The sequence below is a fragment of the Lentzea sp. NPDC036955 genome, assembly GCF_055608005.1.
Genome location: NZ_JBVJRC010000007.1, coordinates 390,570 through 415,417, shown reverse-complemented (window position 1 = coordinate 415,417; position 24,848 = coordinate 390,570). Strand labels below are relative to the sequence as shown.

23 protein-coding genes are annotated in these 24,848 nt (G+C 70.3%); 14 read left to right on the top strand and 9 right to left on the bottom strand.

The window, feature by feature from the left end; all coding sequences use genetic code 11:
* Window positions 1-74: 74 nt before the first annotated feature.
* Together ACZ7CF_RS25660 and ACZ7CF_RS25655 are read left to right on the top strand one after the other, a co-directional pair.
* On the top strand, window positions 75-1,679 hold the full coding sequence (locus ACZ7CF_RS25660) for a sensor histidine kinase (protein ID WP_470370762.1): 1,605 nt from the start codon (window positions 75-77) through the stop codon (window positions 1,677-1,679).
* Window positions 1,676-2,326 carry a response regulator gene (locus ACZ7CF_RS25655; RefSeq protein WP_470370761.1) on the top strand — a complete coding sequence of 217 codons (651 nt, stop codon included), beginning with the start codon at window positions 1,676-1,678 and terminating at the stop codon, window positions 2,324-2,326. The genes ACZ7CF_RS25660 and ACZ7CF_RS25655 overlap by 4 nt, the downstream gene beginning before the upstream one ends.
* 152 nt (window positions 2,327-2,478) lie before the next feature.
* On the opposite strand, the gene ACZ7CF_RS25650 is transcribed toward ACZ7CF_RS25655, so the two are convergent.
* Complete coding sequence (locus ACZ7CF_RS25650) at window positions 2,479-2,745, bottom strand: GlsB/YeaQ/YmgE family stress response membrane protein (protein WP_360390895.1); 267 nt, start codon at window positions 2,743-2,745, stop codon at window positions 2,479-2,481.
* A gap of 135 nt (window positions 2,746-2,880) precedes the next feature.
* Here ACZ7CF_RS25650 and dxr point away from each other — a divergent pair, with 135 nt between their 5' ends.
* The 6 genes from dxr to map all read left to right on the top strand — a co-directional run bounded on the left by dxr (window position 2,881) and on the right by map (window position 10,234).
* Complete coding sequence (gene dxr, locus ACZ7CF_RS25645) at window positions 2,881-4,011, top strand: 1-deoxy-D-xylulose-5-phosphate reductoisomerase (protein WP_360390893.1); 1,131 nt, start codon at window positions 2,881-2,883, stop codon at window positions 4,009-4,011.
* Between the two features lie 8 nt (window positions 4,012-4,019).
* Entirely contained in the window at window positions 4,020-5,228 is a 1,209-nt protein-coding gene (locus ACZ7CF_RS25640; RefSeq protein WP_360390891.1) for a M50 family metallopeptidase, read from the top strand.
* Window positions 5,229-5,274: 46 nt separating this feature from the next.
* Complete coding sequence (gene ispG / locus ACZ7CF_RS25635; protein ID WP_360391496.1) at window positions 5,275-6,405, top strand: flavodoxin-dependent (E)-4-hydroxy-3-methylbut-2-enyl-diphosphate synthase; 1,131 nt, start codon at window positions 5,275-5,277, stop codon at window positions 6,403-6,405.
* A 198-nt stretch (window positions 6,406-6,603) separates the two neighbouring features.
* Window positions 6,604-7,455 (top strand): GNAT family N-acetyltransferase, encoded by an 852-nt coding sequence (locus tag ACZ7CF_RS25630; protein WP_360390888.1) that lies wholly within the window; start codon window positions 6,604-6,606, stop codon window positions 7,453-7,455.
* A 19-nt stretch (window positions 7,456-7,474) separates the two neighbouring features.
* Complete coding sequence (locus tag ACZ7CF_RS25625) at window positions 7,475-9,259, top strand: penicillin-binding transpeptidase domain-containing protein (RefSeq protein ID WP_470370760.1); 1,785 nt, start codon at window positions 7,475-7,477, stop codon at window positions 9,257-9,259.
* Between the two features lie 117 nt (window positions 9,260-9,376).
* Entirely contained in the window at window positions 9,377-10,234 is an 858-nt protein-coding gene (gene map, locus ACZ7CF_RS25620; protein WP_360390883.1) for a type I methionyl aminopeptidase, read from the top strand.
* Here map and ACZ7CF_RS25615 read toward each other — a convergent pair.
* Window positions 10,221-10,883: an alpha/beta fold hydrolase gene (locus ACZ7CF_RS25615; RefSeq protein ID WP_470370759.1), complete on the bottom strand. Its 663-nt coding sequence runs from the start codon at window positions 10,881-10,883 to the stop codon at window positions 10,221-10,223. The genes map and ACZ7CF_RS25615 overlap by 14 nt on opposite strands.
* Window positions 10,884-10,929: 46 nt before the next feature.
* Here ACZ7CF_RS25615 and ACZ7CF_RS25610 point away from each other — a divergent pair, with 46 nt between their 5' ends.
* On the top strand, window positions 10,930-12,429 hold the full coding sequence (locus ACZ7CF_RS25610; RefSeq protein WP_470370851.1) for a cobyric acid synthase: 1,500 nt from the start codon (window positions 10,930-10,932) through the stop codon (window positions 12,427-12,429).
* On the opposite strand, the gene ACZ7CF_RS25605 is transcribed toward ACZ7CF_RS25610, so the two are convergent.
* A complete protein-coding gene (locus tag ACZ7CF_RS25605) occupies window positions 12,353-13,246 on the bottom strand; it encodes an EamA family transporter (RefSeq protein ID WP_360390878.1) in 894 nt (297 codons plus the stop codon). The two genes, ACZ7CF_RS25610 and ACZ7CF_RS25605, sit on opposite strands and share 77 nt — an antisense overlap.
* Before the next feature lie 73 nt (window positions 13,247-13,319).
* Here ACZ7CF_RS25605 and ACZ7CF_RS25600 point away from each other — a divergent pair, with 73 nt between their 5' ends.
* Window positions 13,320-14,219: a LysR family transcriptional regulator gene (locus ACZ7CF_RS25600; RefSeq protein WP_470370758.1), complete on the top strand. Its 900-nt coding sequence runs from the start codon at window positions 13,320-13,322 to the stop codon at window positions 14,217-14,219.
* On the opposite strand, the gene ACZ7CF_RS25595 is transcribed toward ACZ7CF_RS25600, so the two are convergent.
* The 3 genes from ACZ7CF_RS25595 to ACZ7CF_RS25585 are packed head-to-tail and all read right to left on the bottom strand — an operon-like array spanning window position 14,194 to window position 17,106.
* Window positions 14,194-15,291: a winged helix DNA-binding domain-containing protein gene (locus tag ACZ7CF_RS25595; protein ID WP_470370757.1), complete on the bottom strand. Its 1,098-nt coding sequence runs from the start codon at window positions 15,289-15,291 to the stop codon at window positions 14,194-14,196. The two genes, ACZ7CF_RS25600 and ACZ7CF_RS25595, sit on opposite strands and share 26 nt — an antisense overlap.
* Complete coding sequence (locus ACZ7CF_RS25590) at window positions 15,288-16,391, bottom strand: epoxide hydrolase family protein (protein WP_360390870.1); 1,104 nt, start codon at window positions 16,389-16,391, stop codon at window positions 15,288-15,290. The genes ACZ7CF_RS25595 and ACZ7CF_RS25590 overlap by 4 nt, the downstream gene beginning before the upstream one ends.
* A 43-nt stretch (window positions 16,392-16,434) precedes the next feature.
* The gene (locus ACZ7CF_RS25585) at window positions 16,435-17,106 is read right to left on the bottom strand and encodes a FadR/GntR family transcriptional regulator (RefSeq protein WP_470370756.1); all 672 of its coding nucleotides are present in this window, start codon (window positions 17,104-17,106) and stop codon (window positions 16,435-16,437) included.
* A 105-nt stretch (window positions 17,107-17,211) separates the two neighbouring features.
* Between ACZ7CF_RS25585 and ACZ7CF_RS25580 the strand changes: the two genes are divergently transcribed.
* Together ACZ7CF_RS25580 and ACZ7CF_RS25575 are read left to right on the top strand one after the other, a co-directional pair.
* The gene (locus tag ACZ7CF_RS25580) at window positions 17,212-18,399 is read left to right on the top strand and encodes an MFS transporter (RefSeq protein WP_360390865.1); all 1,188 of its coding nucleotides are present in this window, start codon (window positions 17,212-17,214) and stop codon (window positions 18,397-18,399) included.
* A gap of 54 nt (window positions 18,400-18,453) precedes the next feature.
* Window positions 18,454-18,858 (top strand): VOC family protein, encoded by a 405-nt coding sequence (locus ACZ7CF_RS25575; RefSeq protein WP_360390862.1) that lies wholly within the window; start codon window positions 18,454-18,456, stop codon window positions 18,856-18,858.
* Between the two features lie 96 nt (window positions 18,859-18,954).
* Here ACZ7CF_RS25575 and ACZ7CF_RS25570 read toward each other — a convergent pair whose 3' ends face one another.
* Window positions 18,955-20,325 (bottom strand): mycothione reductase, encoded by a 1,371-nt coding sequence (locus ACZ7CF_RS25570; protein WP_470370755.1) that lies wholly within the window; start codon window positions 20,323-20,325, stop codon window positions 18,955-18,957.
* Between the two features lie 104 nt (window positions 20,326-20,429).
* A complete protein-coding gene (locus ACZ7CF_RS25565) occupies window positions 20,430-20,957 on the bottom strand; it encodes a YbhB/YbcL family Raf kinase inhibitor-like protein (protein ID WP_360390856.1) in 528 nt (175 codons plus the stop codon).
* Between the two features lie 86 nt (window positions 20,958-21,043).
* Here ACZ7CF_RS25565 and ACZ7CF_RS25560 point away from each other — a divergent pair, with 86 nt between their 5' ends.
* Entirely contained in the window at window positions 21,044-21,814 is a 771-nt protein-coding gene (locus ACZ7CF_RS25560) for a polysaccharide deacetylase family protein (protein WP_470370754.1), read from the top strand.
* Between the two features lie 106 nt (window positions 21,815-21,920).
* Entirely contained in the window at window positions 21,921-22,388 is a 468-nt protein-coding gene (locus tag ACZ7CF_RS25555; RefSeq protein ID WP_360390854.1) for an AMIN-like domain-containing (lipo)protein, read from the top strand.
* A gap of 59 nt (window positions 22,389-22,447) precedes the next feature.
* Here ACZ7CF_RS25555 and lon read toward each other — a convergent pair whose 3' ends face one another.
* Entirely contained in the window at window positions 22,448-24,799 is a 2,352-nt protein-coding gene (lon, locus tag ACZ7CF_RS25550; RefSeq protein ID WP_470370753.1) for an endopeptidase La, read from the bottom strand.
* Window positions 24,800-24,848 lie beyond the last annotated feature (49 nt).

The following is a 24,848-nucleotide window of genomic DNA, read 5'->3' as shown; positions in this document are numbered from 1 at the left end:
GGTCAACTTTCGTCGCGGGAAACCGATACTCCAGCGTGCCGCGCGGTGGTGGGACGTCTCGTAGCTTGGACCGCGTGACTACTGCTGTGCGGGCCAGGGCCGAGGCGTTCGTCGCCGACAACCTGGCGCGGTTCAGGGCGCTGACGCCCGTGCGGGTCGCCGGGGACGTGCTCGTCGCGGTCGCCGTCGTCCTGCTGGACCTCTGGCCCGGCCCGTGGGCCGAGCAGCGGGTGACGGGCTGGCTGCTCGCCGCCTACTTCGCCGTCTACCTGGTGCTCCTGCCGCTGCGGCACGCGCTGCCCGCGACGGTGATGATCGCGGCCGCGGCGATCCCGTTCATCGGGGCGGCGCTGATGGTGGTGCTGAGCTACACGGCCGGCCGCCGGATCGAGTCGTGGGTCAAGGCGGTGGTGTCGACGGCGATCACGTTCGTCGTCGTGGTGCTGCTGTGGGACTGGGACGCACGGCCGCTGGAGATCGAACCCGTCTACGGCATGCTCATCCTGATCACGATCTTCGGCGTGGCCGTGGCGCTGCCGTTCCTCGTCGGCCGCTACCTCGCCCAGCGCGAGGCGCTCGTGCAGGCCATGCAGGACCGCGAGGCGCGGATGCGCGGCGAACACCGGCTGTTGTCGCGGCAGGTGCGCCTGCGCGAACGCAGCCGCATCGCCCAGGACATGCACGACAGCCTCGGCCACCGCCTGTCGCTGATCTCCGTGCACGCCGGCGCGCTGGCGCTGGACCCGTCGCTGGGGGAGAAGCAGCGCGAGGCGATCGGCGTGCTGCGCTCGGCGGCGTTGACCGGAATGGGCGAGCTGCGGTCGATCATCGGGGTGCTGCGCGCGGAAGACGGCCCCGACGACGACCCCGCGACACGCACAGCGGAGTCCATCGACTCGTTGGTGGCCGACGCGCGCAAGGCAGGCGTGCTCGTCAGCCTGGTCCGTGGCGGGCAAGCGCACCCGTTGCCGTCCCGTGTCTCTCACGCCGCCTATCGCGTCGCACAGGAAGGCCTCACGAACGCGGCCAAGCACGCGCCTGGAGCGGCCGTGCAGGTGACGGTGAAGTACGAGCCGGACGCACTCGTCGTGGAGGTGCGCAACAACCCGTCCCGCAACGGTTCATCGACCGGTGAGCCGGGCGTCGGCCTGATCGGTCTCAGCGAACGCGTGCGCGTTGCCGGCGGCGTCCTGCACGTGGGCGCGCTACCGTCCGGTGGCTTCCGCATCGCCGCCGTGCTGCCGTACGAGGAAGCCCCGCTCCCCGACGACCCCGAGGACGAGCAGGAGGAGACCCAGTCACCCGGCCGCCTGCGCAAGTGGGCCGGCATCGGCTCCATCGCGGGCGCGTCCCTGGTGCTGTCCGTCATCATCGGCGGCTTCACCTACCTCGGCGCGCAGCCGGTCACCGAGGTCGTGTCGGAGCAGACCCTCGACAGCATCTCGGTGGGCCAGCCGGAGCCCGAGGTGATGGCCCTGCTGCCCGCGGGTGACGAACCCCTGGTCGGCGACGGTGAACGCCGTTCCCAGGCCGCCCCCGAGCCACCCGGCTCCCGGTGCGTCTACCACATCACCGACGAGCAGTCGTACCTCGCGAAGGGCACCCGGGTGGTGCGTTTCTGCTTCAAGGACGGCAAGCTGGTCGAGAAGAAGATCCACGTCCAGAGGAACGAGCCATGATCCGGGTGCTCATCGCCGACGACGAGCCGTTGATGCGCGCGGGCATCAAGGCCATCCTCGGCACCGCCGACGACATCGAGCTGGTGGCGGAGGCCGGCGACGGCCGCGAGGCCGTGCAGATCGTGCGCGAACGCCGCGTCGACGTGGCCGTGCTCGACATCCGCATGCCCCGCATGGACGGCCTTGCCTGCGCGCGCGAACTGCGCGTCGTGGCACCGTCCGTGCGCGTCGTCATGCTCACGACCTTCGGCGAGGACGAGAACATCGTGCGCGCGCTGTCCGACGGCGCGGCTGGGTTCCTCTTGAAGGACTCGGCGCCCGAGGAGCTGTTGCGCGCCGTGCGCGCGGTGCACAACGGCGAGGCCTATCTGTCACCCATGGTCACGTCACGGGTCGTCGGCATGGTCGCGACCTCCGGGCAGCCGAAGCGGCAGGAGGCGCAGAAGGCCGTCGCGGGGCTGACCGAGCGCGAGGTCGAGGTGCTGGCGCTGCTGGGGCAGGGGATGTCCAACGCGGACGTCGGGGCCAAGCTGCACATGTCCGAGGCGACGGTGAAGACGTACGTGTCGCGGTTGCTGGCCAAGCTGGGGCTGACGAACCGGGTGCAGGCGGCACTGCTGGCACGCGATGCGGGCCTGGCGGGATAGTCCGCTCCCGGCACGCCGCGCGAGCGGGCGCAAGCGATTGCGGCTGAGTCCGGCCTGGTTGCGGGTTCGCGACCAGCTTCCCGGCGAACCCGCCAAACAACACGAAGGGGCCGTTCGGGTGTCACCCGAACGGCCCCAAACGTCATGTGCGCCTACACGCGGCTTCGTCGCCCTGTCACGAGGCGGTAGATGCCGAGCAGGATCAACGACCCGACGATGGCGAGCAGCCACGTGCGCAGATCGAAGAACGTACCGAGGTCGGTCCCGAAGAGCGCCGATCCGATGAATCCACCGAGGATCGCGCCCACGATGCCGAGCAGCATCGTGATGATGATTCCGCCGGGGTCCTTCCCCGGCATGACGGCCTTCGCGATGGCTCCGGCCAACAGGCCGAGCACGATCCATCCAAGGATGCCCACGGAAAGTCTCCTTCCATCTGCCTGACGCGGACGGAATGCCCCCGAACTGGCGACTTCACACCTCCAAAACCACTCCGTTATCAAAGTAGCGGGCTGTGCCGGGCTCTCAGGCACTCTCCGGAACAATGAGGGGCGATGAGTACTCCACGCACTGTCCTGATCCTGGGCTCGACCGGCTCCGTCGGCACCCAGGCGCTCGACGTCATCCGCCGCAACCGCGACCAGTTCAGGGTGGTCGGGCTCGGTGCGGGTGGACGTCAGCTTGACCTGCTCGCGGAGCAGGCAGCCGAGTTCGGCGTGCCCGTCGTGGCGGTGGCCAGCGGTGCCCAGGTGCCCGGTGTCAAGACGTTGACCAGCATGGTCGACCTGATCGAGGCGTGCCCCGCGGACGTCGTCCTCAACGGGATGGACGGGTCGCGCGGGCTCGAGCCGTCGCTGAAGGCGCTGGAGTCCGGCGCGACGCTGGCGCTCGCGAACAAGGAGTCGCTCATCGCGGGCGGGCCCCTCGTGCTGAAGGCGGCCAAGCCGGACCAGATCGTCCCCGTCGACTCCGAGCACTCGGCCCTGGCCCAGTGCCTGCGCGGTGGTGCGGCGCACGAGGTGCACAAGCTGGTGCTGACGGCGTCCGGCGGGCCGTTCCGCGGGAAGACCCGCGCCGAGCTCGCGGACGTCAGCGTCGGGCAGGCGATGGCGCACCCGACGTGGTCGATGGGCCAGGTCGTCACGATCAACTCGGCGAACCTCGTCAACAAGGGGCTGGAGCTGATCGAGGCGCACCTGCTGTTCAAGGTGCCCTACGACCGCATCGACGTGGTGGTGCACCCGCAGTCGGTGATTCACTCGATGGTGACGTTCACAGACGGCTCTACACTCGCGCAGGCCTCGCCGCCTGACATGCGGCTTCCCATCTCGCTCGGTCTCAGTTGGCCCGACCGCGTGGCCGGTGCCGCACCCGCCTGTACCTTTGACAACGCCACCTCGTGGACGTTCGAGCCGCTGGACGACGTCACGTTCCCGGCGGTCGAGCTCGCGCGGCAGGCGGGCGGTGCGGGCGGGTGTCTGCCCGCGATCTACAACGCAGCGAACGAGGAGGCCCTCGCAGCTTTCGTCGCGGGTGCGACGTCGTTCCTGTCCATCGTCGACACCATCGGCCAAGTCGTCGGCGAGGCGGGCGACTGGCAGAGTGACCCCGCCGATGTGGCGGAGGTCCTCGCCGCCGAGGACTGGGCACGCGCACGCGCCCGCGAGCTGGTCGGAAGGAACTGAACGTCACCGTGAACACATTCATCAACATCCTCGGGGTGCTGTTGTTCGCGTTCGGCATCGCGGTCTCGATCGCGCTGCACGAGTTCGGGCACCTGCTGACCGCCAAGGCCTTCGGCATGAAGGTCACGCGCTACTTCATCGGGTTCGGCCCGAAGCTCTTCTCGTTCCGCAAGGGCGAGACCGAGTACGGCCTGAAGGCGATCCCGGCCGGTGGCTTCTGCGAGATCACCGGCATGACGGCGCTGGAGGAGGTGCACCCGGACGACCGCAAGCGCGCGTTCTACAACCAGAAGGTGTGGAAGCGCGTCGTCGTGCTGTCGGCGGGCTCCATCACGCACTTCATCCTCGGCTTCATCATCCTGCTGGTCCTCGCGATGTCGCTGGGCCTGCCGAACAACAAGGGCCTGCCGGTGCTGCAGGAGGTCACGCCGTGCGTGCCGGTCGCGAACGTCACCGACGGCTCGTGCCCGTCCGGCTCGCCCGCGCCCGCCAGGAACGCCGGCCTGCAGCCCGGTGACGAGATCGTCGCGATCGCCGGCCAGCAGACGCCGACGTGGCCGGACATGCAGCGGGTCACCCGCGAGCGCACCGGCCCGACCGAGTTCAAGATCCTGCGCGACGGCAAGGAGATGACGGTCACCGTCGACGTGGCCAAGGTCACCCGCACCCTCACCGACGGCAAGGGCGGCAAGGAGACCAAGGAGATCGGCGCGATCGGCGTGCTGCCGAAGGAGTCGTTCACCTACGGGCCGGTCGAGGCCGTCCCGGCGGCCGTGGCGTTCACCGGCGACATGTTCGTGAACACCTGGAAGGGCCTCATGCGCTTCCCCGAGCGCATCCCGGCCGTGGTCAAGGCCATCGGCGGCGGCGAACGCGACCTGGACACCCCCATCTCCGTCGTCGGTGCCTCCCGCCTGGGCGGTGACGCGGCCGAGCGCGGGCTGTGGGCGTTCTTCGTGCTCATGCTCGCGGGTCTGAACTTCTTCGTGGGTGTGTTCAACCTCCTGCCGCTGCTGCCGCTTGACGGTGGTCACATCGCCGTCAACCTCTACGAACGGGTGCGAGACTGGGTGAGGAAGCTGCGCGGGAAACCCGCCGGCGCCCCGGTCAACTACATGCGCCTGCTGCCGCTCACCTACGTGGTCATCTTCCTCGGCGGCGCCATCACGCTGCTGACCGTGACCGCCGACATCGTCAACCCGATCAGGTTGCAGTGACTTACGGAAAGGTGCACAACCCATGAGTGACGGCGTGATGCTCGGAATGCCGGCACTGCCGCCGCCGGTGCTGTCGGAACGTCGCAAGACCAGGCAGCTGATGGTGGGCAACGTCGGTGTCGGCAGCGAGTTCCCCGTCTCCGTCCAGTCGATGACGACGACGCTCACGTCGGACGTGAACGCGACGCTCCAGCAGATCGCTGAGCTCACCGCGGCCGGCTGTGACATCGTGCGCGTCGCCTGCCCGTCTCAGGACGACGCGGACGCGCTGCCCGCCATCGCCAGGAAGTCGCAGATCCCGGTGATCGCGGACATCCACTTCCAGCCGAAGTACGTGTTCGCCGCCATCGAGGCCGGGTGCGCCGCCGTGCGCGTCAACCCCGGCAACATCCGCAAGTTCGACGACCAGGTGAAGGAGATCGCGGCCGCCGCCAAGGACCACGGCACCCCGATCCGCATCGGCGTCAACGCGGGTTCGCTCGACCCGCGGCTGCTGCAGAAGTACGGCAAGGCGACCCCGGAGGCGCTGGCCGAGTCGGCGATGTGGGAGGCCTCGCTCTTCGCGGAGCACGACTTCCACGACATCAAGATCTCGGTCAAGCACAACGACCCGGTCGTCATGATCCGCGCCTACGAGCTGCTGGCCGAGCAGTGCGACTACCCCCTGCACCTCGGCGTGACGGAGGCCGGTCCCGCGTTCCAGGGCACCATCAAGTCGGCCGTGGCCTTCGGCGCGCTGCTGCGGCAGGGCATCGGCGACACGATCCGGGTGTCGCTGAGCGCACCGCCGGTCGAGGAGATCAAGGTCGGCCACCAGATCCTCCAGTCGCTCAACCTGCGCCCGCGCAAGCTGGAGATCGTGTCCTGCCCGTCCTGCGGCCGCGCCCAGGTCGACGTCTACACCCTCGCCGAGCAGGTCACGGCCGGTCTGGAGGGCATGGAGGTCCCCCTGCGCGTCGCCGTCATGGGCTGTGTCGTGAACGGCCCCGGCGAGGCCCGCGAGGCCGACCTGGGCGTCGCGTCGGGCAACGGCAAGGGCCAGATCTTCGTGAAGGGCAAGGTCATCAAGACCGTGCCCGAGCACGCGATCGTGGAGACGCTGATCGAGGAGGCGATGCGCCTCGCCGAGGAGATGGAGCCCGTCGAGGGCGGCACTCCGGCGGTCACGGTCGGCTGACGGCGTCTGCGAGTACCCCCAACTCAACATCAACAGGCTCGTGACCGCACCCAACCAGTTCGGCGATCGTCGAACTAGTTGGGTGCGGTCATGAGCGGAATGATCATGAGTTGGGGGTACTCGCAGTGCGGTCAGTCACGATCAGGCCGCACTGTTGGCTGATCCCACACGCGCGGCAAATCTGGCACGCTGGATGACGTGCTGAGGCTGGCCGGAGCGCGCGTGCTCGACGAGCGCGACCTGATCGACGTGCGCGGGGTGCTCGACAGCGACCCCGTGGCCGCGTGCATGGTCGCGGCAAGGGTGGAGACCGCCGGTCTCGACCCGTGGCGCCTCGGGGGCGAGATGTGGGGGTCGGACGCCCGGCCGATGCGCGGCAAGGTCGACGGCCTGTGCTTCTCCGGGCCGAACCTCATCCCGCTGCGGGGCAGCCCCAGCGCCATCCGCATGTTCGCGGACCGGGCGCGCAGGAGGGGCCGCATGTGCTCCAGCCTGGTCGGACCGGCCGAGCAGGTGCTGACGCTGTGGGACGAGCTGCAGGGCGACTGGGGACCGGCCCGCGAGGTGCGCGGTGACCAGCCGCTGATGGCGCTCAGCCGGACCCCCGACGTCGCGCCGGACCCGATGGTGCGGCAGGTCAGGCCCAGCGAGCTCAACCGGTACCTGCCGGCCGCGATCGCCATGTTCATCGAAGAGGTCGGCATCGACCCGTGCGCGGAGGACGGCGGCGCGGGCTACCGGGCCCGCGTGAGCGAGCTGATCGCGGCGGGGAGGGCGTTCGCCCGGTTCGAGGGCGGCGAGGTCGTCTTCAAGGCCGAGATCGGGGCCATGTCGAAGCGGGTCGGGCAGATCCAGGGGGTCTGGGTGCGACCGGAACGGCGGGGTGAGGGGCTCGGCACCGCGGGGACGGCGGCGGTGGCCAGCCGGCTCGTGCACCACCTGGACCGCACGGCGAGCCTCTACGTCAACGGCTACAACCACGTGGCGCAGGCCGCCTACCGGCGGATCGGGTTCGAACAGGTCGGGCAGTACGCCACGGTCCTCTTCTGAAACGGGCATACTCGCGGCCGTGCGACTTCTGGCGATGACCACGGCGGTCCTGGTGGCGGTGAGCGGCTGCGGGCTGTTCGAGGACGAACCCGGCGCTCCGGAGATCACCGGCGACTTCCTGGGCAAGCTCGCCTCCGGTGACGTGCAGGGCGCGGCGAACCTGACCGACAACCCCGCCGACGCCAAGGAGACCCTGGAGAAGTTCCGCGGTGCGCTCAAGCCGGAGAAGCTGACCAGCAAGGTCGACCAGATCCGCAACAACGGCGACACGGCGGCCGAGGCGTCGGTCTCGCTCGACTGGGACCTCGGCAAGGGGCGGCACTGGTCGTACCCGACGAAGTTCGAGGTCCGGCGGGAGGGCGACGCCTGGAAGGTGCGCTGGGCCACGTCGGTGCCGCATCCCAAGCTCGCTCCACAGCAGACCGTCAAGCTCACCGAGCTCAGGCCCGACCCCGCGCCGGTGCTCGACCGCGACGGGACGCCGCTGCTCTCGCCGGAACGGGTCGTGTCGGTGCTGCTGGTGCCCAAGGAGGCCGGTGACGTCGCCGCCGTCGCGAGGGCGCTGGGGGAGGCGCTGAGCCCGCTCGACAAGGCGATCACCCAGCAGTCCATCACCGACGGCGCGGCCAAGACGCCGGAGGGGCAGGCCTACCAGGTCGCGGCGCTGCGGGACCCGGACTACCAGTCCGTGAAGCCGAAGATCTACGAGCTGCCCGGCGTGCGGTTCAGCTCGCAGACCTCGCTGCTCGCACCCAGCCGCACGTTCGGGTCGCAGGTGCTGCCCGCGATCCGCAAGGCCGTCGAGGACGAGATCGCGGGCCACACCGGCTTCCGCGTCGCCACGGTCAACGCGCAGGGCGCCGAGGTCGACGAGCTGCACCAGCAGGCGCCCGAGCCGGCGAAGGCGATCGGCACCGCGCTGTCGCGGATCGTGCAGACCGCCGCGGAGGACGCCGTCGAGCCGCTGCAGCAGCCCACGATGCTCGTCGCGCTCCAGCCGTCCACCGGTGACGTCCTGGCCGTCGCGCAGAACGAGGCCGCCGACGCGCAGGGGGCGCTGGCGCTGACCGGCCGCTTCCCGCCGGGGTCGACGTTCAAGGCCGTGACGGCGCTCGCCGCTGTCCAGTCCGGTCAGGCCACCGCCGACACCCCGCTGCCGTGTCCCGGCAAGACCACCATCGCGGGCCGCCGGGTCGTGCCGAACTCGAACGAGTTCGAGAAGGGCACCATCCCGCTGCGCTCGGCGTTCGCGTTCTCCTGCAACACCACGTTCGCGCAGCTCGCCGTCGACATGCCGGCCGACCTGCTCACGAACACCGCGCTGTCGCTCGGCCTGGGCGTCGACTTCGACATCCAGGGCCTCACCACGATCACCGGCTCGCTGCCGCCGGCGCAGGACGTCGTGGAACGCGCGGAGGACGCGTTCGGCCAGGGCAAGGTGCTGGCCTCGCCGTTCGGCATGGCGCTGGTGTCCGCGTCCATCGTGAAGGGGTCCATGCCGACGCCGCAGCTGGTGCGCGGCAAGGAGACGAAGGCCGACAAGCAGCCCGCCCCGCCCACGGCGCTCGACCCGGTGCGGCAGATGATGCGCGAGGTCGTCGACTACGGCACCGCACCACAGCTCAAGCCGTACGGGGACGTGCGGGGCAAGACCGGTACCGCCCAGTTCGGCGACGGCGTGCACTCACACGGGTGGTTCATGGGATACCGGGGTGATCTCGCGTTCGCGACCCTGGTGCTCAGCGGGGAGACCTCCACCCCGGCGGTGGACGTCGCTGCGCGGTTCCTCAAGGCTGTGCCGTGATGAGCCCTGACGACCTCTCCGCGCTGCGGGAACGCCTGCTCCACGCGGAACGGCTGTGGCCGCACGCGCAGGACCAGGTCCGAGGTGGTTCCGTCGTCGCCCAGTAGGGTGGAGACCATGGCTGTTCGTGCTCCGCTGCAACCCGGTGTGCAATCTCCACGTCGTCCGGTGCCGTCGCGCATCGTTCGCCCCGAGTACGTCGACAAGCCCGCGCCGACGCGCGGCAACGACCCGTGGGTGCAGACGCCGGAGATCATCGAGGCCATGCGGGTCGCGGGCAGGCTCGCCGCCCAGGCGCTGCAGGAGGCCGGCAAGGTCGTCGTCCCCGGCGTCACGACGGACGAGATCGACGCGGTGGCGCACGAGTTCCTGTGCGACAACGGCGCGTACCCCTCGACGCTGGGCTACCGGGGCTTCCCGAAGTCGTGCTGCACCTCGCTGAACGAGGTCATCTGCCACGGCATCCCGGACTCGACGGTGGTCGAGGACGGCGACATCGTGAACATCGACGTGACGGCGTTCATCGGCGGCGTGCACGGCGACACGAACGCGACCTTCCTCGCGGGCGACGTCTCCGAGGAGGCCAAGCTGCTCGTCGAGCGCACGCACGAGGCGACCATGCGCGCGATCAAGGCCGTGAAGCCGGGCCGGGAGATCAACGTCATCGGCCGCGTCATCGAGGCGTACGCGAACCGCTTCGGCTACGGCGTGGTCCGCGACTTCACCGGCCACGGCATCGGCCGCGACTTCCACAGCGGCCTCGTGGTGCTGCACTACGACGAGCCGTCGATGAAGACCGTGCTCGAACCGGGCATGACGTTCACGATCGAGCCGATGATCACGCTCGGCGGCTTCGAGCACGACATGTGGGACGACGGCTGGACCGTCACCACCCAGGACAAGAGCTGGACCGCCCAGTTCGAGCACACCATCGTCGTCACCGAGACCGGCTCGGAGATCCTCACAGTCTGCTGAGGACGGCCTTGAGCGCGGCCGCGACCGCCGAGGGCGACGTCGCGGCCGCCAGGTGGTGCGACTCGACGCGCTCGACCGGCCAGCCGACCTTCTCGGCCGCGTCCGCCGCGTCCTCGTAGACCGCCGACAGCAGCACGTACCCGCACGGTCCGTCCCACTCCACGACCGGCCGCTGCTCCTTCAGGAACTCCCACGCCACCTCGGGCGCCTCGTCGCGCATCTCCCCGCGCAGCTCAGCGGGCACCAGCGTCAGCGGGTCGGTGTCGAACCAGCGGTCCCAGCGGGGCAGCTTGCCGTCGCGCACCGACGCCTTGACCTGGCTGACCAGCGCCGGGTCGACGGTGTCGCGCCACGCCCTGCCCGGCGTCGGCAGGTCGGAGTCGAGGAACACCAGCCCCGCCACCTCGGTCTCCAGCGCGTCGGCGAACCCCGGCAGCAACGGACCTGCGCCGCTGTGCCCGACCAGCACCAGCGGTCCGGCGACACCCGAGTCCTCCAGCGCGTCCGCGAACGCGCCGATCAGCCGCTGGTGCACCGGGGCCTCGTTCACCGTCATCTGCAGGTCCACCAGGAGCACCGCCACCCCGTCTGAGGCCAGTTCGTCGGCGAGCGGACGCATGCTCGACGGGCCTAGGAAAGGGCTGTGCATGAGCACGACGGTGACCATGCCCGTGATGATGGCAGCATTGGCGTCCATGCGGGGTGCGATGTTGATCTGTGGGACGACCTCGGACGCGGGCAAGAGCGTCCTGGTCGCCGGACTGTGCCGGTTCCTGGCGCGGCAGGGGGTCGACGTCGTGCCGTTCAAGGCGCAGAACATGTCCAACAACTCGTTCGTCACGCTCGACGGCGGCGAGATCGGCCGTGCGCAGGCGGTGCAGGCGCGGGCGGCGTTCAAGGAGCCGAGCGTGCGCTTCAACCCCGTGCTGCTGAAGCCGGGCAGCGACCGCACGTCCCAGGTGGTGGTGCTCGGCGAGGCGCGGGGCGAGGTCTCGGCGCTGAGCTACCGGGAGCGCAAGCAGGAGCTGCTCGGCACCGTGCTGTCCACTTTGGACGGACTGCGGCGCGACCACGAGGTCGTGGTCTGCGAGGGCGCGGGCTCACCGGCCGAGATCAACCTGCGCCGCAACGACATCGCGAACATGGGCCTGGCCACCCGCGCCGGGCTGCCCGTGCTCGTCGTCGGTGACATCGACCGCGGCGGTGTCCTCGCTCACCTCTTCGGCACGGTGGCGGTGCTGGACGCGGCGGACCAGGCGCTGGTCGCGGGGTTCGTGGTGAACAAGTTCCGCGGCGACCCGCGCCTGCTCGAACCCGGCCTGCACCAGCTCCGCCACCTCACCGGGCGGCCGGTGCTGGGCGTGCTGCCGTGGCGGGAGGAGCTGTGGCTCGACGCGGAGGACTCGCTGTCCTACACCGCGGACGGCGTGATCGGCCGGCCGCAGCCACCGGTGTGCGACTGGCTGCGGGTCGCGGTGGTCAGGCTGCCGCGCATCTCGAACGCCACCGACGTCGAGGCGCTGGCCTGCGAACCCGGTGTGTCCGTGCGGTTCGTCACCGAGCCGTCCCGGCTGGCGGACGCGGACCTGGTGGTGCTGCCCGGTTCCAAGGCGACCGTGTCGGACCTGCGCTGGTTGCGGGAAACGGGCCTGGCCGAGGCGGTCTCGCGGTTCGACGGCCCGGTCCTCGGCATCTGCGGCGGGTTCCAGATGCTGTCCCGGCGCATCGAGGACGACGTCGAGTCCGGTGACGGTGCGGTCGACGGGCTCGGCCTGCTCGACGTCGACGTCCGCTTCGCCGCGCGCAAGACCCTGGCCAGGCCGTCGGACGTGGCGTGGGGCGAGCCGGTCACGGGCTACGAGATCCACCACGGCCAGGTCGTGCGCAGCGGGGAACGCCCGCTCGTCGGTGACGAGGGCGCCGAGACCGACCGCGTCCTGGGCACGCACTGGCACGGCCTGCTGGAGAACGACGGGTTCCGCCGCCGGTTCCTGCGGTGGGCGGCGGACCGGTCGGGGCGCGACTTCGTGCCGGGCGAGGTGAGCTTCCAGGCCGCCCGCGAGGCCCAGCTCGACCTGCTGGGCGACCTGGTCGCCGACCACCTCGACACGAAGGCCGTCACCGACCTGCTGGAACGAGGGGTTCCGGCGGGACTGCCGTTCGTGCCGCCCGGCGCCCCACCAGCTGCGGGATAGCGAGCCCCGCCAGCACCAGCCCACCGGCCGCCGCGCGGACGGCCGTCAGGTCCTCGCCCAGGAACGCCCACGCCGAGAACATCCCGAACACCGGCACCAGCAACGAGAACGGCGCGACGACGGACGACTCGTAGCGGCGCAGCAGGAACCCCCAGATCCCGAACCCGAGCAGCGTCGAGACCCACGCGACGTACCCGATCGCGCCCACGCCCGCCCAGTCCATGCGGCCCAGCGCGCTCATGTCCTCGGTGAGCGCCGACAGCGCGAACAGCGGCAGCACCGCCACCGCGCTCACCCACACCATGAACCGCAACGTGTCCGCGGGCCGCGCGTAGCGCATCAGCACGTTGGACACGCCCCAGCACGCCGCGGCCGCGATCACCAGCACGAACCCGAGCAGCGGTGACGACAGCCCGTAGTCCCACGCGATGATCCCCATGCCCGCCACCGCGAGCGCGATGCCGGTGACCTGCACGGGTCTGGGCCGCTCGCGCAGCACGACCGCCGCGAACACCGCCGTGAAGATCACCTGGCTCTGCAGCACCAGGCTCGACAACCCGCCGGGCATGCCCGCGTGCAGGCCGATGAACAGGAAGCTGAACTTCGCGACGCCGAGCACAAGCCCGACCGCCACCACCCACTTCCACGCGACGCTCGGCCGGCCCACGAAGAAGATCGCCGGCACCGCCGCGGCGAGGAAGCGCAGCGCGGAGAACAGGATCGGCGGGAACTCGTCGAGACCCACCTTGAGCACGACGAAGTTGAAGCCCCAGATGGCGGCGACCAGCACGGCGAGCAGGACGTGGCGTGGGTTCACGCTGCCCAGCGTGCGCCGCACGACTGTTTAGCACCAGTTCCAAGTCGTGGGGTATTGGGTTTAGCATCGCTACATGCTCGATCTCGGACGCCTGCGGGCCCTGCACGCCGTCGCGACCTACGGGACCGTCGGCGAGGCCGCCGACGTGCTCGGCTACACGCCGTCCGCGGTCTCCCAGCAGATCGCGAAGCTCGAACGCGAGACGCGCACGACGTTGCTCGAACGGCGTGGCCGCGGGGTGGCGCTGACGGACGCCGCGCTGCTGCTGGCCGACACGGCCGGGCAGGTGCTGAAGCTCGTCGAAGAGGCCGAGGTGGCGCTGGAGGAGCACCGCGGTGCCGCGGTCGGCCGGCTGTGCATCGGCGCGTTCGCCACGGCGGCGCGCGGGGTGCTGCCGGACGTCCTGGTCGGTCTCGCCGAGCAGCACCCCGCGCTGGACGTGCGGATGAAGGAGATCGACCCGCCGCTCGCGACCGAGGCCGTGGCACGCGGAGAGCTCGACCTGGCGGTCGTGCACGACTGGGAGAACACGCCGCTGCCGGTGCCGGACTCGTTGTCGCGGGTGGCGCTGTGCGAAGACCTCGCCGAGGTGCTGGTGCCGACGTCGAACCCGTTGGCGGACAAGGAGTTCCTGGTGCCCGCCGACCTGGCGGGCGAGCGGTGGATGTGCCAGCCGGAGGGGGCGATCTGCTTCGACTGGCTGGTGCGGACGTTCCACGGCGCGGGCATCGAACCGGAGCTGGCCTACCGGGTCAGCGAGTACCAGACTCAGTTCGCGTTGCTGAGCAAGGGGATCGGGGTCGCGCTGATCCCGCGGCTGGGCAGGGGGGTCGTGCCGGAGAACGTGCGGGCGGTCCCGATGCGGCCCGCCCCCACCCGCACGCTCTACGCGATCTGGCGCACGCAGGCCTCGCGCCGCCCGGCGATCACCGCGGCGCTCGACGTGCTCAGGCAGGTTGCCGCTGCTCGATGACGTGCTCCTTCCCTGGCGCCATCACCTTCAGCACCGCCTTCGCCTCCCGCTCCACGCCGGCCAGGTCCTTCTTGGTGGTCCTGAAGTACGGCTCGATCGTCAGCGTCGCGGTGTCCCTGGTCTCCACCACGTTCCACGTGCCGCGCAGGAACCCGTCGACCAGGAACGTCGGCGGGAACACCCCGTTGCGCACCGCGCCCCAGCGGGAGCGGGCCTCCTCGCTCATGATCCGGGTGCGGTCGGCGTGGCCCAGCAGGACGTTGTCGAACGCGGGCAGCAGCCGGGCGGGTGCGGGGGTGTCCGCGGGGACGATCACGCCGTCCGGCACGTCGTAGAGGACCTTGCCGTCCTCGTTCTCGTACTCCACGAGGTCGAGGCCGGCGGCGTGCGCCTTGAGCCCGATCAGCCGCGACCACGCCTGCACGTCCGCGAGCGTCGCCGGGCCGAACGCGCGCAGGTAGCGCTTGATCAGCTCGGGCACGTCGGCCGACGAGGGCAGCTCCCGGCCGAGCCAGGTGGCCATCGCGACGTTCTGCGGCACCCCGCCGACGCCCCAGATGCCGCGCGGGGGCACCTGGACCATCGGCACCAGCATCTGCGCCTGGGTGGACAGCTCGCGCGCCCTGGCCTCGGGGAAGTGCTCCTCCAGGTGGGCACCGATCTCCGCGACCGTGCGCGGTTCGGTGTCGATGTACTCGCGGGTGATGCGGGCCAGCTTCTCGAGGTCGATCTCGACGCGGGTGGCGGGCGGCATCACGATCTTCGCCCACTTGTTCAGCTCCGGCTGCAACGCCGTGCGCATGAGGTGGACGTCATCCGCCGAGATCAGGTGCAATGTGCCGCGCCACAACGTCATCCGCACCAGCGAGCGGTCGATGATGAGCTTGCTCAGCGCGTCGACCCTGTACGGCTTGAGCCGGGTCCACAGGGCGAGGTAGGGCGGGATCGGGGCCTGGGCCTGCAGTCCGCCGAGGTGCTCGACGGCGGCCACGATCGGCATGTCGGTGCGTTCCAGCAGCAGCTGCCGCTGGAGCAGCGTCCGGTTGAGCGTGCGGTTCGAAAGAGTGGTCACAGTGAGCCGAAGAACTTCCTGATGTCTTGGACCAGCAGGTCCGGTTCCTCCATCGCGGCGAAGTGCCCGCCGCGGTCGAACTCGGTCCAGTGCACGATCGTCGGGATCATCTTCTCCGCGAGCGACCGCACCGGCCGGCTGATGTCGTGCGGGAAGACGGCCACGCCGGTCGGCACCGTGGTGGGTTGCTGGTTGCCCCAGGACGCGGCCTGCTCCTTGTAGAGGGCGGCGGAGCTGCCGGCCGTGCGGGAGAACCAGTAGAGCGAGACGTTCGTGAGGACGTGGTCGCGCGCGACGGCGCTCTCGGGCGTGCCGTCGTTGTCGGTCCAGTCGTGGAACTTCTCGGCGATCCACGCCAGCTGGCCGACGGGGGAGTCGGTCAGGCCGTAGGCCAGCGTCCGCGGGCGGGTGCGCTGCTGGTGCATGTAGCCGGAAAGCTCCTTCTGGTAGTGGTCGAGCGACTCCAGCGCCCCGAGCTCCTCCGGTGAGAGGTCGTTGACGCCCTGCGGCCGGAAGGTCTGCAGCATGTTCACGTGCACGCCGACGACCTGCTCGGGGAAGACGCGGCCGATCTCCTGCGCGATGCCGGAGCCCCAGTCGCCGCCCTGGGTGCCGTAGCGGTCGTAGCCGAGGCCCTCCATGAGCTTCGCGAACGCCCACGAGATGCGCAGCACGTTCCAGCCGGGCTTCTTCACCGGCCCGGAGCAGCCGAAGCCGGGGATGGAGGGGATGACCAGGTGGAAGTCCCGCGAGAGCGGCTCGATGACGTCCAGGAACTCGACGAACGAGCCGGGCCAGCCGTGCACCAGCAGCAGCGGCAGCGCGTCCGGGTTCTGCGAGCGGACGTGCAGGAAGTGGATGCGCTGCCCGCTGATCTCCGTCGTGAACTGCGGGTGGGCGTTGATCCGCGCCTCCTGCGCACGCCAGTCGAACCCGTCGGCCCAGTAGTCGGCGAGCGGTCGCAGGTAGCTCAGCGGGATGCCGTAGGACCAGCCGACGCCCGGCAGGTCGTCCTCCGGCCAGCGGGTGTTCGCCAGCCGGGAGCGGAGGTCGTCGACCTCGGCCTGCGGGATCTCGAGTCGGAACGGCGCGATCTCCATGGCCCCCACGCTATGAGCTCGTGCGGACAGGTGCTGTCCGCGTTCAGCAGAACTTCTCGATCAGCTCCTCGAAGAACCCGCCCGCCTCGATCGCCGCCTTCTCCTGGTCGCCGTCGCGGACCGCGTGCAGCAGCCCGGTGTGCGACACCTGGTCACGACCGGGCTGGCTGGTGTCCACAGAGGCCGCCACCGAAGCTTTGACCGCCTCGGTCAAGCCCTGGTAGAGCTCGGCTAGAAGCGTGTTGTGCGAGCACCGCACGAGCAGCACGTGGAACGCGGTGTCGTGCTCGACGACCTCCGCCCACTCCTGCGCCTCCATCGCCGCGTCGCGCCGGCGCAGCTGCTCGGTGAGCTGTGCCAGCTCGGCGTCGGTGCGGTGCTTGGCGGCCAGTCGTGCGCCCTCGACCTCCAGCGTCCTGCGGACCTGGAGGACCTCCTTCAGCTCCGTTCCGCACATCCGGCGCACGGCGCCGGAGATCTCGCTGGTGGCGCGGACGAACGTGCCGTCGCCCTGCCGCACCTCCAGCAGGCCTGCGTGCGACAGCGCCCGCACGGCCTCGCGAACCGTGTTCCGACCCACCCCGAGCGCCGTGACCAGCTCGGGCTCGGGCGGGATGCGCTGCCCGACGGGCCATTCGCCGCTGGTGATCGCACCTCTCATCTGCTCGATCACCTGGTCGACGAGGCCCGTCCGTCGGGTAGTGGCCAACGGCACAGCGTCATCCTTTCATCCGAACATCCCATGTCTGCGATAGTGGTGCGCGTGACGATCCAGCAGACGACTAGTGCCGCACAGACTGCCACCGATCGGGGTCGCAGGGTGACGGTCGTCAAGAATCGTCACGTTCCGCTGGTCGGGTCCACGCTCCTCGCGGTCGGGGTCGCCCTCGCGGCGGCGAATCTCCGCCCAGCGGTCACCAGTCTGGCCTCGGTACTCGGCGACGTCCGCGCCGCCCTCGGCGTTTCCGCCGCGTGGACCAGCGCGCTGACGGCCGTTCCGGCGCTGTGCTTCGGCTTCGCGGCGTTCGCGGCGCCGTGGCTCAGCCGCCGCCTCGGCATGGCCCGCGCGATCGGGCTGTCACTGGGGGTGCTCACGCTCGGCCTGGTGCTGCGCGTGGTCGACGGCCCGTGGGTCGTGCTGGGTGGCACCTTCATCGCGTGCGCGGGCATCGCGGTCTCCAACGTGCTGATCCCCGTGGTGGTGAAGGCGTCGTTCCCGGACCGCGTCGGCCTGCTCACCGGCGTGTACACCGGAACGCTCGCCGCGGGTGCCGCACTCGCCGCGGCGCTCACGCCCCGGCTGGAGGACCTCCTCGGCTCGTGGCGCCTCGCGGTCGGCTCGTGGGCGCTGCTGTCGCTGGGCGCGGTGCTCGTCTGGTCCGCCGCGGCCCGGCACGGTTCCTCCGCCACGGTCGTGAAGCCGGCGACCCCGGCGGAGAAGCGCTCGTTGCTGCGCAGCCCGCTCGCGTGGGTCATCACCGTGTTCTTCGGCCTGCAGTCGCTGTTCGCCTACACCGTCATGGGCTGGCTGCCCGCGATGCTCGTCGACGCCGGCGTGGACCGGAACACCGCCGGCCTTCTGCTCGCGGTCTCGATGCTGCTGAGCGTGCCGGTGAGCCTGTTCGTGCCACCGATCGCCGCCCGGTTCTCCAGCCAGGGCCCGATGGTGCTGGTGCTGGGCGTGCTGTCGTTCGCGGGAATCCTCGGGATGCTCGTGGCACCGGCCGCCGCCCCCGGCCTGTGGATGGTGCTGATCGGGTTCGGCATGGGCATGTTCCCGTTGGCGCTGCTGATGATGTCGCTGCGCACGAAGTCAACGACGGACACCGCGCGGCTGTCGGCGATGGCCCAGAGCCTCGGCTACCTCATCGCGGCCTCCGGGCCGTTCGCGTTCGGCCTGCTGCGCGACGCCACGGGGTCGTGGACGGTGTCGCTGGTGCTGCAGCTCGTCCTGCTCGCCGCGCTGACCGCGCTCGGCTGGGTCGCCGGCCGTCCCCGTTACGTCTAGCTTCGGTCAGGAATCGAGAAGCACGGCGTTCGCGCTGCTCATAGCGTTGCCGGCATGGACATCACCATTCACGCCACGTTCCTGCCGCACACCGACCCGGACGCCTCGCTCGCGTTCTACCGCGACCTGCTCGGCTGGGAGGTCCGCCTGGACGTCGGTCAGGGCGCGCACCGCTGGATCACCGTCGCACCCGCCGGTTCCGCGTCGTCGGTCGTGCTCGAACCGCCCGCCATGGCCGACGGCCTCACCGACGCCCACCGCACCGCGATCGCGGAGATGATGGCGGCGGGGAGCTACGCGTACATCACGCTCGCGACCCCGGACCTGGACGGCGTGTTCGACAAGCTCCAGGCGGGCGGCGCGGACGTGGTGCAGGAACCGACCTCGCAGCCCTGGGGCGCCCGTGACTGCGTGTTCCGCGACCCGGCCGGCAACACCGTGCGCGTCCAACAGTCCTAACCCCTTGCTCTGCTGGCATCTGCAAGTACTGGTACTTGCAGATGCCGTTAGCAGCAGGGGAGTCGGCGTGGCGCGGCGCCGTTGGAAGGGCTTGCTTCAGTCCAGAGGTAGGTTGAGGAGTGCGTTTTCCACGAGCTCCGGCATCGCCGGGTGGATCCAGTACTGCCCGCGCGCCATGGTCTTCGCGTCCAGGCCGAAGCTCATCGCCTGGATGAGCGGCTGGATCACCGTCGAGGCCTGCGGCCCGATGATGTGCGCGCCGAGCAACTGCCCGGTGGCCGGGTCGGCGAGCAGCTTCGCGAAGCCCGTCCGGTCCTCCATCGCCCACCCGTACGCGATGCTCGCGTAGGCCTGGCTCGCGGTGACGTACCGGATGCCCTGGGCCTTGGCCTGCTCCTCGGTGAGCCCGACGCTCGCGATCTGCGGGCTGGAGAACACCGCGGCCGGCACGAACCGGTGGTCGCTCGCGATCGGCTCGTCCGGGTGCAGCAGGTTGTGCTGCACGACCTTCGCCTCGTGGTTGGCGACGTGCTTGAGCTGGTAGTCCGAGCTGATGTCGCCCAGCGCCAAGATGTGCGGCTGGCTGGTGCGCTGGAACTCGTCGACCTTGACCCGCCCGTCCTCGTGCAGCTCGACCGCCTTGCCCGCGTCGAGCAGGTCGGTGTTGGGCTGCCGGCCGACCGCGACGAGGAGCTGCTGCGCCTCCACGGTCTCCTCGCCGTCGGGTCCTTCGAGGTGCAGCCGCACCCCGGTGGCGGTCTTCTCGGCGCGCGTGGTCTTGCGCTGCAACCGCACGTCCCACTTGGTCTTCGCGACCTCGGTGAACCGCTCGGCGACCTCCAGGTCCTCGTGCCGCAGCAGCAGGTTGCTCCGCGCGATCACCGTGACCCGCACGCCGAAGCTGCTGAAGACGTGCGCGAACTCGGAGGCGATGAACCCGCTGCCCACGATGATGAGGCTCTCGGGCAGCTCGTCCAGCCGCATGACGGTGTCGCTGGTGTGGAACCCGGTCGTGTCGAGGTCCGCGATGTCGGGGGTGGTGGGCCGCGACCCCGCCGCGATGACGATCCGGTCGGCGGTGATGGTCTCGCCGGTGCCGGTGTCGATCGTGTGCGCGTCGATGAACCGCGCCGTGCCCTCGTAGACGGTGACGTTGGCGTTCTCGTTGGCCCGCCAGTTCCGGCCGCCCTGCGAGATCGGGTCGATCCGGCCGAAGATCCGGTCGCGGATCTCCGGCCAGTGCACGGCGTCCAGGTGCGCGTCCACGCCGAGCTTCTTCGCGTTGGCAGGCGCCGCGGCCTGGTCGGCGGTGTGGACGAACATCTTCGTCGGGATGCAGCCGACGTTCAGGCAGGTGCCGCCGAACGTGCCCTTTTCGAGGATGGCGATCCGCCAGTCCGCCATGGCGTCGTTCGGGATCGAGTTGCCGGAGCCGGTGCCGATGATGACCAGGTCGAAGTGCCTCACGTGACGATCCAACCATTGTTCGGGGACCGGTGTTCCCGAGACGGGGCCCGCCGCACGACGGTGCCCGGCCCGCCCGCGGGCGCACCGGGCACGGCCGGACCAGGTCAGTGCTGGTAGGTGGGCGTGATGATCGCGCGCGCCAGCGTGTGGAACGCGAGGTTGAAGCTCACCACCGCGGGGGAGGCGTCGGAGTCCACGTCGAGGGCGTCGACGTCGACCGCGTGCACCACGAAGAAGTAGCGGTGCGGGTGGTCGCCCTTGGGCGGGGCGGCACCGCCGAACGCGCGGGTGCCGTAGTCGGAGCGGACGTGGAACGCGTCACCGGGCAGCGTGGCGTCGGACTCGCCGGCGCCGGTGTCCAGCGAGGTGGTCGAGGCCGGGAGGTTGACGGCCACCCAGTGCCAGAAACCCGACGGGGTCGGGGCGTCCGGGTCGAAGCAGGTGACGACGAAGCTGCGGGTCTCGGCCGGGAAACCGGACCAGGAGAGCTGCGGCGAGGTGTTGCCGCCCTCGAACACCTGGGCGTCGGGGAGCTGTTCGCCGTCGCGGACGTCCGCGGACGTGACGGAGAACGTGCCGACCGCGGGGAGCAGGGCGTAGGGGTCGGGAGCGACTGGACGCTCAAGGCTCATCGGAACTCCTCCTCTTTGTGATCATTTCGACCTTATCCCCGTGCAACCATGAGTGCCTGCGCGGCGTCTTCCGCGTGGAGGGGGAAATGATGTCCAAGTTGCGGCTTTGTGCTGCCTTTGTGCTGGTCGTGGTGTTGGTCGCATGTGCGCGGCAACCCGACGCGCAGCCGGGTGGGCCGGTGCTCACGACGGCGCCGCAGACGACCACCGCCACGACCGAGCAGCCGAAGCGGATGTTCGAGCCGCCGTACACGTACGGCACGGTGCAGGCGCACGCGCCGGCGGTCCACGACGGCATGGTGCCCGTCGTCACGCGCATCGAAACCGCCAAGCCGTACGTGTTCATCACGATCGACGACGGCGCGGTGCAGCACCCGAAGGCGCGCGAGCTGATGGAGAACGCGGGCGTGTGGCCGTCGCTGTTCCTCAACACCAAGTACGCCGAGGGGCACAAGGACTACTTCAAGCACATGCCCGTCACGGTCCACAGCCACACCACGAACCACCCGAACCTGCAGGGCAAGGGCTACGAGTTCCAGCGGCAGGAGATCTGCGGCAACGCCGACTTCCTCGCGGCCGAGTACGGCAAGCGGCCCACGTTGTTCCGCCCGCCGTTCGGCAACTACGACGCGAACACCCGCAGGGCGGCTGCCGGCTGCGGGTTCAAGGCGCTGGTCAACTGGACCGCCGCGGTCAACGACGGCCGGGTGCAGTTCCAGGTGGGCGACCGGCTGCGGCCGGGGGACATCGTGCTCATGCACTTCCGCACCACGTTCGTGGAGGACTTCACCGCGTTCCTGGAGCGGGCGAAGCACGACGGGCTGACGCCGGTGCCGCTGGAGGACTTCCTCGCCTGACCGCGCATCCGCGGTCGTCATCGACATCCACCCGCGGCGGCGACGCAACTGTGGCCCGGCTCACACGTCTTCAGGTCATCGAACGAGCCTTGAGAGGGGGCCGAAGATGAACACACGTCTCACCGCGGTGCTGGTGGCGGTGCTCGCGGTCGGCACAGTCGTCCCGACGGCGTCGGCGCAGAGCACACCGACGCTGTCCGACATCAGGACCGGCCGCAACACCGGGTTCGACCGGGTGGTGCTGGACCTGTCCGGCCTGCCGGCCGAGCACCGGGTCCGCGAGGTCACCGCTGTTTCGAACTGCGGGTCGGGGCTGCCGGTCGCCGTTCCCGGGAACGAGGTCCTGGAGGTCACGCTGATCGGTGCGGCCGCGCACGACGACGCCGGGAACCCGACCTACACCGGGTCGCGCAACTTCCCGACGCCCGGTCTGGAGAACGTCCGCGGGGTCGCGCTCACCTGTGACTTCGAGGCCACGCTGGGCATCGCCGTCGGGTACGGCGACGCCGCGTCGTGGCACCGGGTGTTCACGCTGACGGGTCCGAACCGGCTCGTCATCGACATCGGTCACTGAAAAGCCCCGCGGGGGCAGCAGTCGCCGCTGCTGCCCCCGCGGGGGTCTACCGGAGACCGTTACGCCGCAACGGTCTCCTGGGCCGTCTCCGCCGACAGCGCGTGCCGCAGCACCTCGGACACGTCCGAGACGAAGTGCACGGTCAGCTGCTCGCGCACCGACTCCGGCACGTCGTCCAGGTCCGGCTCGTTGCGCTGGGGCAGCAGCACGGTCGTGATGCCGGCGCGGTGGGCGGCGAGCAGCTTCTGCTTCACGCCGCCGATCGGCAGCACCCGGCCGGTCAGCGAGATCTCACCGGTCATCGCCACGTCCGAGCGCACCGGGCGGCCGGACAGCAGCGAGGCCAGCGCCGTCGTCATCGTCACGCCCGCGGACGGCCCGTCCTTCGGCACCGCACCCGCCGGGACGTGGACGTGCACACCCCGGTCGGCCAGCGCCGCGGCCTTGTCGTCGTGCGAACGCAGGTAGGACAACGCGATCTGCGCCGACTCCTTCATCACGTCGCCGAGCTGGCCGGTGAGCGTGACGCCGGTCGACCCGGTGTCCTTCGGGGCCAGCGAGGCCTCGATGAACAGCACGTCACCGCCGACGCCCGTGACGGCCAGACCCGTTGCCACACCGGGCACCGAGGTCCGCTCCGCCGACTCGGGCGTGTTCTTCGGGCTGCCCAGGTACGACTTGAGCGACGGCCGGTCGACCTCGATCGGCAGCTCCCGCTCGCCCAGTGCGACCTTCGCGGTCACCTTGCGCAGAATCCGCGCGAGGGACCGTTCCAGCTGCCGCACACCGGCTTCCCGCGTGTACTCGCTCGCGAGCTGGTGCAGGGCGGCCTCGTCGATCGCGACGTCCTCCACCGTGAGACCGGCCCGGTCGAGCTGGCGCGGCAGCAGGTGGTCGCGGGCGATCGTGACCTTCTCGTCCTCGGTGTAGCCGTCGAGCTGCACGAGCTCCATGCGGTCGAGCAGCGGCGCCGGGATCGACTCCAGCACGTTCGCGGTCGCGAGGAACACCACGTCCGAGAGGTCGAGCTCGACCTCCAGGTAGTGGTCGCGGAACGTGTGGTTCTGCGCCGGGTCCAGCACCTCCAGCAACGCCGCCGTCGGGTCGCCGCGGTAGTCGGAGCCGACCTTGTCGATCTCGTCGAGCAGCACGACCGGGTTCATCGAACCGGCCTCGCTGATCGCACGGACGATCCTGCCCGGCAACGCGCCGACGTACGTGCGGCGGTGACCGCGGATCTCGGCCTCGTCGCGCACGCCGCCCAGAGCGACCCGCACGAACTTCCGCCCCATGGCGCGCGCCACGGACTCGCCCAGCGACGTCTTGCCGACACCGGGGGGACCGACGAGCGCGAGCACCGCACCGGAACGACGACCGCCCACGACACCAAGACCGCGATCGGCCCGGCGCTTGCGCACGGCCAGGTACTCGGTGATGCGCTGCTTCACGTCGTCCAGACCCGCGTGATCGGCGTCGAGCACCTCACGCGCGGCCTTGATGTCGTACGAGTCCTCGGTCCGCTCGTTCCACGGCAGTTCGAGGACGGTGTCGAGCCACGTCCGGATCCAGCCCACCTCCGGCGACTGCTCCGAGGTGCGCTCCATCTTCTCGACCTCGGCGAGCGCCGCCTTCTCGACCTTCTCCGGCAGGCTCGCGGCCTCGACGCGGGCCCGGTAGTCGGCCTCCTCGGACGCCGGCTTGCCGTCGAGCTCGGCCAGCTCCTTGCGGATCGCGGCCATCTGCTGGCGCAGCAAGAACTCCCGCTGCTGCTTCTCGACGCCTTCCTTGACGTCCTTCGCGATCGTCTCGTTGACGTCGAGCTCGGTCAGGTGCGCCTGTCCCCACTCGACCAGCTTCTCCAGCCGCGCGGTGACGTCGCTCGTCTCCAGCAGCCAGATCTTCTGCTTCTCGTCGAGGTAGGGCGCGTAGCCGGCGAGGTCGGCGAGCGCGGACGGGTCGGTGATCTGCTGCACCGAGTCGACCATCTGCCACGCACCCCGCGTCTGCAGGACGTTCGTGACGATGGCCCGGTACTCGCGGGCCAGCTCCCGCGTCCGGTCGGTGACCGGCGACTCGTCGGTGACGGTCGCGTTCACCCACAGCGCCGCACCCGGCCCCGTGGTCCCCGTCCCGATCCGCACGCGCTTGGTACCGCGCACGACCGCCGCGCGCTCACCGCCCGGCAGGCGTCCCACCTGCTCGATCTCGGCCAGTGTGCCGACCGCCGCGTACTTCCCGTCCAGCCGTGGTACCAGCAGAACCTGGTGGTTCGCCGCCGTCGTGGCGGCGTCCACGGCGGCACGGGCCTCCGCGCTGGCCTCCGCACCGGAGATGCGGATCGGCACCACCATGCCGGGCAGCACCACAACGTCGTCCAGCGGCAGCACCGGCAGGGCCAACGTCTCGCCCATCTCCATCACCCTCCAAAGTTGAGTCTGTACCGCTCAACCAACTTCAGCG